Source organism: Coleofasciculus sp. FACHB-1120 (assembly GCF_014698845.1).
Lineage (GTDB): Bacteria > Cyanobacteriota > Cyanobacteriia > Cyanobacteriales > FACHB-T130 > FACHB-T130.
Genome location: NZ_JACJTV010000027.1, coordinates 41,287 through 56,637 on the forward strand (window position 1 = coordinate 41,287; position 15,351 = coordinate 56,637).

Below are 15,351 nucleotides of genomic sequence, written 5' to 3' on the forward strand. Positions count from 1 at the left end.
TGCATTGACTGTCTTATCGCGCTGTCCCCTACTTACGAGTTGCTCGTTAAGGAACCGGGCGCTTGGCTTGTACCTTCACCTGCAAACCCGCTGTATGCGGTTGATACTCTTTCAAGTCGATCTTGACTGGCTTGACGTTCCAAATTTCTTGGCAATACTCTTTAATCGTGCGATCTGAGGAAAATTTCCCCGTGCGAGCAACGTTGAGAATTGACATTCGAGTCCAGTGCTTCGCGTCTCGATAAGCTTGGCTGACTTCTTGCTGGCAGTCAATATACGCCTGGTAGTCAGCAAAGAGCATATACTCATCCCTGTCTAACAACGATTCCACAATTGGTTTGAAAAGGTCGTGATTTTCGGGTGAGAAGTAGCCGGAAGCGATCGCGTCGATCGTTTGTCGCAGTTCGGCATTGTTATGGTAGTAGTCTCGCGGGTTGTATCCCCTTGACTTCAATGCATGCACTTCTTGAGTTGTCAAGCCAAACAAGAAAAAGTTTTCAGGCCCGACTTCTTGGCGGATCTCGATGTTGGCACCGTCTAGCGTTCCGATAGTAAGCGCCCCATTCATGGCGAACTTCATGTTGCCCGTACCGGAAGCTTCTTTGCCCGCCGTGGAGATTTGCTCGGAAAGATCGGCGGCTGGATAAACTCGCTGACCGAGAGAGACCGAGAAATTTGCCAAGAAAATGACCTTAATGCGATCGCGCACATCCGGGTCATTATTGACGACTTTCGCCACCGAATTAATCAACTGAATAACCAGTTTGGCAATGTAATAGCCGGGAGCAGATTTGCCCGCGAAAATAAAAGTCCGGGGCAAGATATCAACATTGGGATCTTTTTTGATCCGGTTGTACAGCGTAATAATGTACAGCACATTCAACAGCTGACGCTTGTACTCGTGAATCCGCTTCACCTGAATATCAAACAGAGAATCTGGATTTACTTCAATGTCGTTGTAGAGCAGAATGTACTCTGCCAAGGATTGCTTATTTTTGCGCTTAATCGACGAGAAGCGAGAGCAAAACTCAGCATCATCAACAAACGCTTCTAGCTGCTTGAATTGATCGAGTTGTGTTACCCAATCATTGCCAATTTTCTCGGTAATCAGCTCAGACAGATGGGGATTGCTCAGCAACAACCACCGGCGCGGTGTCACCCCGTTCGTTTTGTTGTTAAACTTTTCGGGCCACAATTCGTAGAAATCTCGCAAGACATCCGCTTTGAGCAAATCTGTATGCAGTGCTGCCACCCCATTGATGGAATGGCTCCCTACACAAGCTAAATGTGCCATGCGGACGTACTTCTGGGCACCTTCCTCAATAATTGACAATCTCCCGATCCGCGCCTCATCCCCCGGATACTTGGCACGCACCTCATCAAGAAAGTGGCGGTTAATTTCATAGATAATCTCTAAGTGCCGAGGCAACAGATGCTCAAACAAGCTCACAGGCCAGCGTTCTAGAGCCTCAGACAGTAGTGTATGGTTCGTATAGGCGAAGACGCGCCTGGTGATGTACCAAGCTCGGTTCCAGCCCAATTCGTACTCATCCACCAACAACCGCATCAGTTCGGCAACCCCAATCGATGGGTGCGTGTCGTTGAGCTGGATAGCAACCTTGTCGTAGAACCGATCGAAAGTCCGGTGAATGCGTTGATGCGAATTGATAATGTCTCGGAGGGAACAACTGACGAAGAAATACTGCTGTTCTAGGCGCAGTTGCCGACCCTGAGAGGTGTTGTCGTTGGGATAGAGAACTTTTGAGATATTTTCAGAAAATATCTTGTTAGTAACGGCACCGGCATAGTCACCGCTGTCGAAAACTTGGAAGTCGAACTCTTCAGAAGCCCCCGCCCGCCAGAGACGCAGCGTATTTACCGTATTGTTGTTGTACCCAGATACGGGTGTATCGTAGGGCGTCCCCAAGATTTTCCGATCGGGAATCCAACGCACTCGATAACGACCTTGCCCATCGCTGTAAGCTTCTGTATATCCGCCGAACTTCACTTCAACGGTTAATTCTGAGCGGCGAACTTCCCAAGGGTTGCCAAACCGGAGCCATTTGTCGGGGTGTTCGACTTGAGCGCCATCCTGAATCCATTGGTCAAAGATCCCGAATTCGTAGCGAATACCGTAGCCAACTGCCGGAATTTCTAAGGTGGCGAGGGAGTCGAGAAAACAAGCCGCCAGACGCCCTAAACCTCCATTGCCGAGTCCGGGTTCTGCTTCTAATACTTTGAGGTCATTGATATCGAGTCCGGACTCATGGAGAGCTTGGCGTGCCCGTTCGTACAAACCTAAGTTGAGTAGGTTGTTGTCCAACTGACGACCCATCAAGAACTCTGCCGATAGGTAGTATACGGCTTTGACATCTTTGTCAATGTAGGTTCTGATCGTGTTAATCCATCGGTGCAGCAAGCGATCGCGCACAGTATAAGCGAGAGCCATGTAGTAATCATGGGGCGTCGCCCAATACTCATCCTTTGCCAGCAAATAATACAGATTATCTGCAAACGCCCGTTTCAGGGTTCCTACCGTCATCCCAGTACGATCGTCTTCCACCTGGACTTCAATGGGTTCAATGGGTTCAATGGGTGTCTCCAAGTGGTCGGCGTTCCCCTCATACGGCGGCTCAAAACGCCCCCCCTGTGAGGGCTGATGACTACTTTCTGTCATGTATAAATCTCCGTTTAACAGCGGTCTGTTGCTACTCCCAATCCTGTCATAACTGACTTTAGGCTGACAGGGCGGGAAGTATTGGCTAGAGCGTCTTCACCAAACCAGCGCCTAAGCGATTTGTGTAAATCTTTAGATTAAAGCCAAAAGTTATTATATTTTGGCTAATGATTTTTATGGCTTTTTATTAAGAAAAATTGTGGAATAAATATAACTCCTTATAGGAGTAATTTTTCATTATCTCAAGGTTACAGCAGTACCGCCTTCTCAAAACCTACCTAATATTGATAAGTTTTGTTACATATTTTTTGGGGAAAGAATGCAGAGTAAGCCGTATTTTGATTAAAAGTTAACAACCTTTTAAGGTTGGCTGCCCACTTACAAATTTTTGGCTCAGCATTTCACATAATCTTCATGATTTTTTCTCTAAAATCAGACGTATCTTCACAATTTATTCCCTAAATTAGATATAAAACTAAGATTAAATATTTATTAAAAATTTTTTGGTGAGAAAATAGTATGAGCTTGCTGTCTTGCCTTGCGTGGTTCAAAAACGGCTTTCTGGGAGTTCTGCAAAAAGCAAATAGGGGACTTATTGGAAAACATTAATATCGCTTGCTAATAAACAAAATTGTTAACTATCACCTAGGAAGTAGTGAAGATGAATGCTAAGACACTCAGAAGCAAGTATGCAGACGGACAAAGGGATTTTAGGCAAGCATATCTATACCGAGAAAAACTCACCTTTGCTAGTCTGGATGGTGCGAACTTCAGCCAAGCAAATCTAGGCATGATCAACCTCAGGGGAGCAAATCTGCGTGGAGTAGACTTCCAACAAGCAGATATGAGAAGGGCGAACTTGAAGGATGCAGATTTAACGGGAGCAAACCTTGAGGAAGCGAATTTAGCGGGAGCAAATCTCAGCGGAGCCAATCTTACGAAAGCCAATTTAAAAAAGGTAAATCTAAACCGAGCTGTATTAGGTGGAGCAAACCTGAGCCAAACTAATTTAAGGTACGCAAATCTCTGCGAAACCATTCTGTTTGGAGCGATTTTAACAGGAGCGATTCTGCTCAAAGCAAATGTAGCCGGGGCAGTTTTGCTAAAGACAAATCTGACTAATGCGGCTGTAATTGACACCGATTTGAGCAAAGCACGCTTAGAAGAGGTAACGATGCCTGATGGTACAGTCCAGAAGTAATCGGCACGAAATTGCTCAATTGTGCAAAACATTTTTTACATTCTGAAATACCGTTTGTGGGGAGCGCTAATTAAATAATCGATATACTTTCACCTTGCCCGTTGGGTTTAGCCAAGGCGAAATCTAACGCTAAATCCGGCAGTTTTGGTGAGTTCTGTGACCTCAAACGCTACTTGTTGACATTACCGTTAGGGAATCAATAGGATTAGGCTGGGTTTGGTGCTTTAACCTAACCTAACCGATAGGCGATTGCATCTGACTTTGGCTCCCTAGAGAAAGACGCGATTCGTTCCTTGATTCGTAAGATATATTCTTGAAGGATGCCACTTTCTTGTAAGTAGGCTTAGGCTCCATCCTATTTACTCACCACCAGAAATTTTTATGGAAACCGTAGCGTCGATTTCGCATCAATCGGACGGAGAAATTACTTTTCTCGTTGATGATGTCCAGGTATGTCAAGATATCATTCCTGTTAGCGGGGCTTGGAGTAAATTTGAGGAGCGATTAGGTTCTCCATTATTGGCATTCAGCCACAGTAACTCATTTGAAGTCATTCAGGAATCCGGGAATCATCCCCTAGTCACTGCTGTTCATATTGCCCACAGCGAACATCGACCGCTGTTGCTGACTCCAGATGCAATTTGGCTGACGATTGCCCAAGGGTTTGCACAACACATCAACAATCATGCCGAAGAGTTGCGATCGCGTTTTGTGGGTCATTTAGGCAAGCTGGAGTTAAAGGTTGAGACTCAAAAACTTGCTCAACCGAGTGACTGGGTTGAAGTGATTGAACAATGGTCAGAACGCATTCGTCACAATGTTAAGCCCGATATTCACTCACTCATGGTGTGCAACTTCAGCACCACTACATCCATCATTCAAACCGCAAGTCAGGTGGTGATGATGGATGCATTGCAGCAGTATTTTGATTATATGCTCTATGCCATTTGCGGCATTCCTTGGATTACAGTGCGCGGAACAGAAGCCGACTGGCGCAGTATCCGAGAGCGGGTTGAAGCGATCGCTGCTTACGATCTGGGTTGGTGGACAGAACGGCTGTTGCCAATTTGTGACGCTTTGATTGACACCGTTGCTGGTAGACCTCCACTGAAATTTTGGCAGCAGATTTATAAACCAAAGGAGATATACGGTGGAAAGGTGATTACAGGATGGTTAGCCGATCTATTTCCTTACATTAATCACTCCTTCACCCACGCTCCTACACAAAAGAATCCGATTTTAGATATCCCTCGTGCAGAACTCACGGTCGAGGACGGAATCTCACCAACAGTATTACCCACGGGACTCTCTAAAGCAGCGATCGCACTCGTTACCCCTCAAGGAAAAGGTGAATTAGAAGTGGTTGCAGGCTTTATTGGAGTTCGGCAACAAGATGGCTATCTCCAACCGGAAATCGGCTGGGCAGTACGGGAGCAAAATCGATTTCTCAGGTTCCTAAACACGCTAAAGCAAAAACCCGGTGTGCGATTGCCGATTGATTGGTCAGAGTGTCAACCCCCACTTGCAATGCCAAAGGAACTGACTCAACTCCACAGCCATTTTGACGGTGGCACAATTGTTGGTCAAAGCGAATATCCTTGGCACATTCGGGCATTACAGGACTATACTCATCACGAGTTGAAAGGTACTGACAAACCGTTCACTGGTTTCATCGATATTCAGGGCGATCGGTTCACTGGTTTCATCGATATTCAGGGCGATCGCTGCATTGCCTACGGTTATGTACGCCGCCTCAACAGTAGAAATCGCCTTTGGGAATGGTGGGTGATTGTAGGCAAACCCGTTTGGGAAGGAACCATTACCATTTTTGGCGAAGAAATTTGGACATTCAGAACGGAAGACGTAAAGGTGATTGCCAAAGGAATTCCGCAACTGTTTGAACGGATCGCGAAAGCTAAGGGACAATACTACTTTGACGATCCTGACTTCCAACCAGATGATTCATTGTCGGCATCCAGATAGGTTTTGGCATCCGATTTAATGGGATCACTTACTCTGATAGGTGCGATCGCGCATTCTCCTAAGCAACCCTATTCCCCGCGTACAAAAGTAATTTCACAAGCGCTAGGAGCGCCAGTAAATGCGCTCAATTCACATACCCTGTGTCCACATCCATACCATCTGAGACACTCAATAACCAAACCATTGCGGCAGTACCAACAGAACCCGTCTGGCGTTTGAGTGTTGAGCAGTATCACCAGATGATTCGTCTTGGCATCCTGAGCAACGACGATCCGGTAGAACTGCTGGATGGATGGTTGGTCTACAAAACGCCGAAAAATCCGCCCCATCGTGCGACCACAAAACTCACTCGAAATGCCTTAGAAGCCATCATTCCAGAAGGCTGGTACGTTGATACCCAAGAACCTATCCCAGCGAGGTGCAAGAGGCTCGCTTGGAGCGTAACGGTGAAATTAGTGTAATTAAGCGCGATCGCTCTTCTAGCTAAGAAGCAAACTAACCAACTCTAACTATCCATCTTATTTAGGTTGAGCTGGTTGTACTTTAGCTTGAATATTGACATCTTTGACACCTCTAATCTCCCGCGCCAAAGGTTCAATTCGCTGGTATTGCTCTTGTGTAGGAACGGTTCCTGCCACAATAACAACACCCTCATTCGCTTTTACAGTTAAAAAGCTCGCGGGTAAATTTGCTTCTAGCTTGCTACGCACTTCGCTGGCTAAGTCAGCATCCGTTCTTTGGTTATCATTCGTCAACGCTTGGTCGCGCTGTTCTCGTGCCCGAATGTCGGCATCAAGTTGGTCTCTGCGAACCTGACTTGTGGACTCTTGTTTACCCTCTCGTGCGTTTTCAGCACTGGGAGTTCCGATAGTTTCGCCAGGACTATCAGGAGCATTGGAATCGGTTCTGCTAACATTGGTGCCACAAGCAGCGGTAAACAGTAAGAAGCCACCGAGTAGAAATGGAGTTATCTTATTCATCTTCATCTTTTATTTCTCAATCTCCTTTATTGAAAGTTCCGTCTATTTCCAGCATGAAAAACAAATGTGACGAGAAAGTGACAGGAATTGAGACGCTAAAGAAGTGCGATCGCCATCGCCTTGCCTTCTCAGCTGCAAAGACCTTTTCTGCCGCCAAATCAAGCTCAAACTTCACTTTAAAACCATTGCAAAGATTAGCAGCCGGTAGTCTGGCTCTATCTAGGTTTTGTCCAGATAGGTAGAGCAAGCAGGACGGATTGCAGGTGCGATCGCTCCTAGGCTATTAACTCTCTCTTTCTATCGAGCGCTTTCTCTCTCCCTAGGTGGATTAGGCAAATCGTAACTCTTCACTACGATCCCAGTACATTGAACTGTGTAAAGCATCAGAAATTAAATCAAGGTAGGAAAACAGAATGAGAATTTTCTTTTGGGTAAGTTTGTCTTTTGTCGCTGTTGGCGCGATCGCGCTTCTTCTCCAACCCATTATTGATGTTCATTAATTTAAGTTTGCTTTCAACAAAAAGACCAGTCGGTAGTTCACTTTAGCCCTTAGATTGAAAGGGCTAAATTTTATCAATTATTCTGTCTAAAAGCCTTACCTGAATAAGTTTGGTTTTGTTAATTGTTATTGGTTACGCTTGGGCTGACCTGATGCAAAGGCGTTACTTTAGCCATGCTGCGTTGCTAAAACTTTACCTTAAAACTATCACGAGGATAGACTCTCGGTAGCCTGACTATATCCAGGCTTTGTCCAGAGCAGTAGAGCAAGCAAGATGTTCCGTTAGGTAAAGCTTGAAAGTTGCTCTTAATAGCTAGAACTTAACAGTGAGAACTCAACAAAAACAAGATGATAGCTCCCTTTCGGCATGAGCAGCTATAAAACCATTGGATTATCCACAAAAGCATTTTTAACCGAGTTGTTTATGCCCGCAGTACATTTACCACCTGGGCCTAAAGGTCATTTTCTTGTAGGTCATCTTCCGGAAATAAACCGCGATCCACTTAAGTTCTTGAGCAAATGTGCTAGAGAGTATGGCGATCTTGTTTGCTGGCAGTTTGGGCCATTTCCAGCTTTTTTAGTGAACCATCCCGACTTGATCGAGCAAGTATTGGTCACTCAATACCCCAACTTTGTTAAAAGTAGCGTGTACCGACGCGGATTGCGCGTTGTAGGGAACGGCTTACTGACCAGTGAAGGCGACTTTTGGCAGCGTCAACGCCGTCTGGTTCAACCAGCTTTTCATCAGGAACGAGTTGTCGCCTATGGAAAGGTAATGGTTGACTATACTGAGCAATTAATTGACCAATGGCGCGATGGCGAAATCCGCGATATTCATCAAGATATGATGTTGCTGACCGAAGAAATTGTGTCAAAAACACTGTTTGATGTTGATATTAAAGATGAAGCAGAAGGGGTGCAGGCAGCGCTAAATGCAGTGATGGATTTTAATTCCAATCTTGCTAATCAATATTTTCTTCCTGGTTGGGTGCCTACTCCTAGTAACTTGCGCTACCAACAAGCAATTAAACAATTGGATGCGATTGTCTATCGCATTATTAACGAGCGACGAGCTAGCGGTAAGGACACAGGCGATTTACTTTCCCTATTGCTTCAAGTGCGGGATGAAGCTGATGGAACTGGGATGAGCGATCGCCAAGTGCGAGATGAAGCAATGACTCTATTTTTGGCGGGTCACGAAACGACTGCTAACGCTATGACATGGACATGGTTTCTACTTGCACAGCACCCAGAAATAGAAGCGAAATTGCAAGAAGAATTGAAGACAGTGTTGGGCGATCGCGCACCCACGGTTGCCGATTTACGTCAGTTGCCTTATACAGAGCGAGTGGTGTTGGAATCAATGCGACTGTATCCGCCAGTGTGGGGAATGAGCCGACGTGCTGTAGAAGACTGCGTTCTGGGCGGGTATGAGGTGAAAGCGGGTACAACTGTGTTTATCAATCAGTGGGCGATGCACCGAGATCCTCGCTTCTTTGAAAATCCCGAAGTTTTTCACCCGGATCGTTGGGCAGATAATTTGATCAAGAAGTTGCCCACCTTTGCCTATTTTCCCTTTGGTGGGGGGTCGCGAATCTGCATTGGCAAGGCTTTTGCCATGATGGAGGCAAGTTTACTGCTGGCAGCGATCGCGCAAAAGTTTCGCCTGACGCTACAACCAGAGTATCCGGTGGTGCTGCAACCCTCGTTAACACTCCGCCCAAAACATGGGATGAAGATGTTGGTGACTCAGCGATAAGCGATCGCGCACTACATTTTAGAGTTTTGGTGAGAAAGTGTTTAGCCCGATTTAATATCACTACCTTGCGTTAGCAACCTTAAGTTGAGTGACTTAATTTTTTAGAAATATCTAAAGGCTGACACTTCCTTCAGAAAATGCCAGCCTTTAGAACTTCTATTGAGTAGAACTAGAAACCAGCAACTCCGCGATAAACACTTATAACCACTGTGAGAATGGTGATAACTCCTATTGAAGTGCTAAGGATAAATAGAACAGAAGGTTTCTTTGCAAAAGGGGTTTCGCTATCGTGTTGCACAGCGTCAGTTTGATTGGGATTTTTTGGTTGTTCAGATGTCATAATGATGCTCCAAATTTAGATTTCAATGAGTTTAATTGATTAGAACAATTACCAAAGATTGCTGAGGATATCGCCCCAAAAATGAACGATACCTTGTCCACTTAATGCCTCTATAATCAGGATAGATACAAAACCTATCATGGCAAAGCGACCATTCCAAATTTCCGAATTTGGTGTGAAGCCTTGTTCTATGTTAATGGCAGCTTCAGTATATTGTTGTTCTGTTTTTTCTGGCAAAATTTGCATTATTTAAATTCCAAACACGACTTTGTAAAAAGAAGGAAGTCAGATTTAAAGGTGAGTAACGGTAAGAGGAATTAGCAATAGATCGCCTTGCTTAGATTATTCCCCAAAACTGCAAGACTCCCTGACTGCTTACTAAATCAATGAGGACAGCAATCACAATGCCCACCATTGCCAAACGACCATTCCAAATTTCAGCGCTAGGGGTAAAACCCCATTTCCATTCGCTGCTGTAATGTTTGTAGCTCAAATTTTCTTCTCTATCTACAATCTGCATAAGCTCGCTCCAAACTGTTTTGTTTTAACTATATTATTTGAAAGAAATCTTATAATGTTCTTTCCAAAGTGGTAAAACTTATCCCATTTCAGCAACTTATTCGTAATCACTAATCCCCCCTGATCCCCAACTCCTTTGTCTAGCGCACATCACCCGGTTAAGAGTAGAAGGGGGTAGGGGGGATAGAATATTTAGCCTGAAAATGGTGAATGAGTATTGTCTAAATCTCTGAAGTATTTTTTTCACGAAGCGTCTGCAAAAAAAGGCAATCCCCCCAACTTTTAGTTTTTAAGACTACAGCACCTCATATTGTTAAAGGTAGAAGGGGGTAGGGGGGATAGAATATTTAGCCTAAAAATAGTGAATGAGTATTGTCTAAACATCAGGAAAATTTTTTGTGATGAATTTCTCCGTATAAAGAATGATGTATTTTGGGAAACTATCGATAAGGGTTCAGCAGATAGGTAATAGCGAGAGGGAGGAGGAATTTTGGAGCGATCGCTTCCAGCACCCAAGCTGAAATTGAGAAAAGTAGCTCTTCGCTCAACTTGAACTCGAATAAACCTAGATGCGATCGCACTGATAAATTACTACCGTGCGTTAGCGAAGCATGCCGTCAGGCTTATCGCATTTCTACAGAGTATCGGGGTCAACTCCCATCTGCCGCAGCCGCTCTGCCAAACGCTCTGCCCGTTGACGCTCCTGCTGTGCAACTTCTGCGGGTGTAGAGAGTTGATTCCCATTCTGGTCGTACCAGTACAGCCACTCCCGCGTCCAAGCCCGATAAGTACCCTGCGCCCTACCAATTCCTAAGCCAATCTCAGGTATCCACACTGGCTCGCCGGATTGCAGCACATACTGCCCATCCACTAAGCGATAAACCTCAAAGGGTTTGTGCTTGTCACGCCTATGGTACTCCGGGTTGTAGATCGCATAGTACAACACGCCAATACTGGCATACTCATCTTTCTTGCTGTCGTACTCTTGACCGTAAGTTTTAGAGACATACTCAAGTGCCAGAAGGGGAACCTTGTCCTCTTGCCAGATAACATAACTCAACCGTCCCCCAGCACGAGTCAACCGTTCAACTCCCAAGCTTAAAAATCCATCAGGGACAATTGCAGATTTTTCAGGGTTATAGTAGACCCCCATATTGATGCCCCAAAACCAGTCTGTGCGGTTCTGCCAGAGCCAAGCTAGGATATCGCCTAATAAGCTGGCGACGAGAATTTGCAGTTCGCTATCCACAGGCTTATGGTCAGTTTCAGGCAGTTCTTCAGCGGTGGGAAGATGCTGCAACGGGTTGTACTGTACCATAACGATTCACTGTAGTAACTTTCTGCTTGTATCTTAGCTAGGTAGGGCAGTCGAACCCAGGTTTTTGATAGACATCACGGCTTGAAAAGTGTACTCCGTTACTGCGGCACTTGCACAAGTCGAGCCATCACAATATATAGGACTCCTGGTATCAAACAGGGTTCTCACTGCTGGTAATAAATTCCTTAATTCGTTCTTCCCGTAAATTGTCGAGTGCCGTCTCTAGATTACCTGTTGGCTCTGACTCAACAACTAATGACGTGCCTGAATGATAAACTTTGGACTCTTGGGACAAAGGCTCCAAAATCAGCTTGCCGTCTTGGACTGCCAAAGTAAACTGAGTCGTGCTGGTCAGCCGAAGTTGTTCTCGTATCTCCTTAGGAATGAGAAGATGACCAAGTTAGTCAAGGGTAAATACATCCATATTTACTTAGGTGCTTCGGGCGCATAAGATTTTGTATTTTCCCTTTTGGCAAAGCGATCGGTTTGACGAACCAGCTAAAAGATTGCATAATGTACGTAGCACTGATCAAGTCAAAGGTCTCGACCGAGCCTCTGGCTCAGCGCTCTTGTTACTACAGCGGGTATAGCCCACTGTATTCGTGGAGAAAAAATAATGAATCCTGTTGAATTCCGCATACCAGCGGACGAGTATCGTGTACTGCCGATACCCTACTATGGGCTAGGTAATGGGCACCCGCCAAAGATGGCGACCTGTTATGTCCGAGTAGATGACCTTCCTGAAGACCTTAAAGACTGGATGGCTGTGAACCCCCGCATTCCCAACTTCGACAAGGGGGGGGATTTAAAAGGAACCGTCGCTAAGGGCATAGTTACGACCCTGACGGAAGATCCAGAAAAATTTGTATTAATGAATCAGGGTATCCACCTAATTGCTGAGAAGGTGGACTTCATAAAGGAAAGTGGAGGCAAAGGATTAGTGACGGTAAAGCTTACTCATCCTGAGCAACACGGGCTGGTCAACGGGGGTCACACCTTCCGGGCTATTCGCCAAGTGGCAGAAGATGCTGAGCGGCCTGATCCTTGGAATGCTTACGTCCGCCTTCATATCATGGAGATGGAGGGGACGAATGCAGCTATAATTGCCCAGATTGCTGAGGGATTGAATCGTTCTTTGCAGGTCGATAATCCGAGTCTTGAGAACCTGAGGGGAACCTTTAACGAGATTAAACAGCATCTTGCAGGGAAACCTGGTGCCGAGCAAATTTCATACCGTCAAGGAGATGAGGGTGAGGTTGATATTCAGCAAGTTCTCACATATATGAGTCTGCTAAATATCAATAATTTTCCTGATCGGAAAACGCATCCAAATACACTCTTTGGTCAACCCAAACTTGTCCTTGATACCTTCGTTAAAGATATCGAGAGCAGCAATTCTGGATTTAAGCACATTTTGCCACGCTTGCACGAAATTCTGGTTTTAACTGACTGGATACAGAAAGCTGCTGCTGGGCAGCCACAGATTGCGCGGCTTAAGGTGAGTAACGCGAAGAAACAGAATCGTGTCCGTTCAGAACGTCATAAACATCGACCAGCATACTTTGCTGGAGGCACAATTGGTGGAAACGTGCCTCTTGGTTTGCTCTACCCAATGGTGGCTGCATTCCGAGCCAATATTTCTCGTTCCGAATGGAATGAGGGAAGGCTGGAATGGCTTGTTTCTCCGAAAGAGCTGCTGGAGGCAACCATTAAAGAGATGGCGCAGATAGTGCGGCAGGAGTATGACGATAACAAGTCTAAACCTGCGGAGGTTGGTCGCAAGGAAGCAGCGTACCGGGGTTGCTATAGTGTCATTGTCATGGAGTTAGCACAGCGCAACATCGTGACATTGTGACATTTTAGCGAGTCTTACTGAAAATCTAAAGTCACTCTAATAGCACCCTGCTCTAGGGTGCTTTTTCTTAAGGAGTTAGATTAAAAGTAGGGTAGCACTGAGCCGAGCGATTTTCAGAGATGCGATCGCTCTCGATTCTCGAATTCGCAGACACGCGATCAATATCAACAATCACCATCGCCGTCCAACCGTCATCGGTTTCTTCTAATTGGAACTGGTGTACAGTAACCGCTTTATATTTACTTGGTATTGATGGCGATCGTGATCGCCATCATCGCGATCGCGCGTTTCCCACTACGAGGGGACGTGGCTGGAGCCTTTGATTTGCTTGCCTGCTTGCCGCAACTGACAAGTCAGTTGCAGGTTCAACAATACCAGTATTAGTCCCAGACTTGGAATTAGCAGAAAAATTTTCTCCGAGCCTAGTAAGAGGGCCAAAGGAGAGACAATAGACAGCGACAGCACCGCCAAGGGATCGAAATGGTGAATTCTCAGTACCGCAAAAATAGTTGGTGGCAATACAATTAGTGCCCCTAGCGTTCCCGCGGCTCAGAGCGTCGCTGAGTTCGCATGAATAATCGCAGTTGGGCTATGCTTGCGTAAATTAGGATTAAGCTAGCTATTAAAGTAAGACCAAACAACGCCCCAGTTCTGCTCTCATTTACTTTTGCAGCAGCATTTATACCAGTAGCTGATTGTGCAGGGGACAGTAAAATAAATAAAGCCAAGGGGATGATCGCAATCACTACATTCAGCGCGATCGCTACTACCGCTGGACTTTTTTCACCCCAAATTAAATCCTTTACCAACGAGCTATCAGCGAATCTCTTGCTATTAGAACCCCTCTTGGAGCGAGCGCTTACCCAATCCTGTAGAGTTTGGCGATGAGGCGTCACAGCAGCAATTAAACAGAGGTATAGCAACAGATTCAACAACGATAGTGCCAAGAGGTTTTCTAACAGCGGCGCAGCGTAAACGCTACGATTTTCTATGGAGTTGTAATTGGCACATCCTAGAGTCAAAACTGTAAAGCAAGCAGTTAACAAATAACTCTGCTGCTTACTTAACATAGTGGCCTTGGGATTACGAAAACAACGTTGCCAAGCTTGCCAAATAAACCAAGTCAAAATGCTGTAGTTTAACAGCACAAAGCCTACGGCAGTTAAAACACTGTCACCCAATGGTAAGCTAAACCACTTAAACCCTTCTAACCCTGTGGCAAAAGATTCATTAAAAGAACTAGCAGACAAATGTGGGATGAGGCAAAAGGGGTTAAGCAGCTTCAGCCAAGTCGTTGAATTATAGTAACTGGTCGTACTTATTCCCTTAGTTAGCATTAGTAAAGCCAGAACCGTACCACTGCCTAACCAACCTTGAAAACCGCCCAGCCAAGAACTGGCAATGCCATATAACAACGCAGCACTATAAAAGAAAATACAGCTACCAACGAGAACCCCATAGAAACTCAATAGTTGTCCCAAAGAAATTTTGGCGGCGAGTCCAGCCCACAAATGGAAAGGAACTGCAACGACAGCTACCAGATAAATCAAAATCAGAACCCCCAGCAGTTTTCCCGTCAAAATACCCGCAGTAGAGTGAGGGCTGAGCCGAGTAAAATTTAGGGTGCCGCGACGTTTTTCAGTAGCCAAATCGCTAATTAGCAAATAGGTTCCTGCTAGTAACAGGATTAAGATGCCAATAATGCTCAGGGATATAAATCGGTCTAGTGACCATAATTGCGAGTTGATAACCAAATTGCCTAATCCATCCAACAGACATAGCGGTTCTTTACTATTAGGAAGGGGCTTGCCTGTGCAATATTTATTGTAAATATCCGCGATTCGGTTAATAGGATTCGGCAGCTGGGTTTGAAAATACATGAATATTCCAAATTGACCCAGCACAGAGATAACACTTGCCAACAGAATGTTGCGAGGTTTAAGACGTCCTTTGAGTTCCCGCAACAGTTGGGGATTCCAGTTACCCAGTGGTTTTATCAAATTGTGCATTATGGGAAAAATCTCCTCTTGAAAGGATGTTTATAAATACCCACTGCGATTGGAAGGATAAGAGTATCCTGTAAGTTATGGATATACAGACGAAAGACGAAATCTGCCTTCGCAGGTTTCCAAACTTGGGTTTTTGGTGAGTCGGCGTTAGCGTAGCGTGCCGTAGGCTAGAGAGACTTAACTTGTGCAATATTTTCCCCTGTCAGAGTAT

Annotated in this window: 15 protein-coding genes; 6 read left to right on the forward strand and 9 right to left on the reverse strand. The window is 45.3% G+C overall.

All coding sequences use genetic code 11. The features are described 5' to 3' along the window. Positions 1-46: 46 nt before the first annotated feature. Positions 47-2,542, reverse strand: a complete 2,496-nt coding sequence (locus tag H6H02_RS20335) for a glycogen/starch/alpha-glucan phosphorylase (RefSeq protein ID WP_242040798.1) — start codon at positions 2,540-2,542, stop codon at positions 47-49. Between the two features lie 796 nt (positions 2,543-3,338). Between H6H02_RS20335 and H6H02_RS20340 the strand changes: the two genes are divergently transcribed. The 3 genes from H6H02_RS20340 to H6H02_RS20350 all read left to right on the forward strand — a co-directional run bounded on the left by H6H02_RS20340 (position 3,339) and on the right by H6H02_RS20350 (position 6,322). Beyond that, positions 3,339-3,878, forward strand: a complete 540-nt coding sequence (locus H6H02_RS20340; protein ID WP_190821122.1) for a pentapeptide repeat-containing protein — start codon at positions 3,339-3,341, stop codon at positions 3,876-3,878. Positions 3,879-4,259: 381 nt separating this feature from the next. Beyond that, a complete protein-coding gene (locus H6H02_RS20345) occupies positions 4,260-5,861 on the forward strand; it encodes a DUF4419 domain-containing protein (RefSeq protein ID WP_190821124.1) in 1,602 nt (533 codons plus the stop codon). Positions 5,862-6,001: 140 nt separating this feature from the next. Continuing rightward, positions 6,002-6,322 (forward strand): hypothetical protein, encoded by a 321-nt coding sequence (locus tag H6H02_RS20350; RefSeq protein WP_242040796.1) that lies wholly within the window; start codon positions 6,002-6,004, stop codon positions 6,320-6,322. A gap of 57 nt (positions 6,323-6,379) precedes the next feature. Here H6H02_RS20350 and H6H02_RS20355 read toward each other — a convergent pair whose 3' ends face one another. Next, positions 6,380-6,841, reverse strand: coding sequence for a BON domain-containing protein (locus tag H6H02_RS20355; protein WP_190821127.1), 462 nt, complete (start codon positions 6,839-6,841; stop codon positions 6,380-6,382). A gap of 923 nt (positions 6,842-7,764) precedes the next feature. Here H6H02_RS20355 and H6H02_RS20360 point away from each other — a divergent pair. Beyond that, entirely contained in the window at positions 7,765-9,099 is a 1,335-nt protein-coding gene (locus H6H02_RS20360) for a cytochrome P450 (protein WP_199329390.1), read from the forward strand. 169 nt (positions 9,100-9,268) lie between these two features. Here the strand turns inward: H6H02_RS20360 and H6H02_RS20365 are convergent, their stop codons facing one another. From H6H02_RS20365 to H6H02_RS20390, 6 genes are all read right to left on the reverse strand, one after another. Beyond that, positions 9,269-9,439, reverse strand: a complete 171-nt coding sequence (locus H6H02_RS20365; protein WP_190411555.1) for a hypothetical protein — start codon at positions 9,437-9,439, stop codon at positions 9,269-9,271. A gap of 48 nt (positions 9,440-9,487) precedes the next feature. After that, positions 9,488-9,685 (reverse strand): chlorophyll a/b-binding protein, encoded by a 198-nt coding sequence (locus H6H02_RS20370; RefSeq protein ID WP_190821131.1) that lies wholly within the window; start codon positions 9,683-9,685, stop codon positions 9,488-9,490. A gap of 91 nt (positions 9,686-9,776) precedes the next feature. Further along, positions 9,777-9,959 carry a chlorophyll a/b-binding protein gene (locus tag H6H02_RS20375; protein WP_190821133.1) on the reverse strand — a complete coding sequence of 61 codons (183 nt, stop codon included), beginning with the start codon at positions 9,957-9,959 and terminating at the stop codon, positions 9,777-9,779. A 439-nt stretch (positions 9,960-10,398) separates the two neighbouring features. Then, on the reverse strand, positions 10,399-10,539 hold the full coding sequence (locus H6H02_RS20380) for a hypothetical protein (protein ID WP_190821135.1): 141 nt from the start codon (positions 10,537-10,539) through the stop codon (positions 10,399-10,401). Between the two features lie 53 nt (positions 10,540-10,592). Next, a complete protein-coding gene (locus H6H02_RS20385; RefSeq protein ID WP_190821137.1) occupies positions 10,593-11,276 on the reverse strand; it encodes a Uma2 family endonuclease in 684 nt (227 codons plus the stop codon). A gap of 151 nt (positions 11,277-11,427) precedes the next feature. Then, a complete protein-coding gene (locus tag H6H02_RS20390; RefSeq protein WP_190821139.1) occupies positions 11,428-11,607 on the reverse strand; it encodes a hypothetical protein in 180 nt (59 codons plus the stop codon). A gap of 285 nt (positions 11,608-11,892) precedes the next feature. On the opposite strand from H6H02_RS20390, the gene H6H02_RS20395 reads away from it, so the two are divergent. Further along, positions 11,893-13,131, forward strand: a complete 1,239-nt coding sequence (locus H6H02_RS20395) for an AIPR family protein (RefSeq protein WP_190821141.1) — start codon at positions 11,893-11,895, stop codon at positions 13,129-13,131. Positions 13,132-13,383: 252 nt separating this feature from the next. Beyond that, complete coding sequence (locus tag H6H02_RS27750; RefSeq protein WP_277922583.1) at positions 13,384-13,515, forward strand: hypothetical protein; 132 nt, start codon at positions 13,384-13,386, stop codon at positions 13,513-13,515. A gap of 149 nt (positions 13,516-13,664) precedes the next feature. Here the strand turns inward: H6H02_RS27750 and H6H02_RS20405 are convergent, their stop codons facing one another. Beyond that, a complete protein-coding gene (locus H6H02_RS20405; protein ID WP_190821143.1) occupies positions 13,665-15,140 on the reverse strand; it encodes a hypothetical protein in 1,476 nt (491 codons plus the stop codon). Between the last annotated feature and the right edge of the window lie 211 nt (positions 15,141-15,351).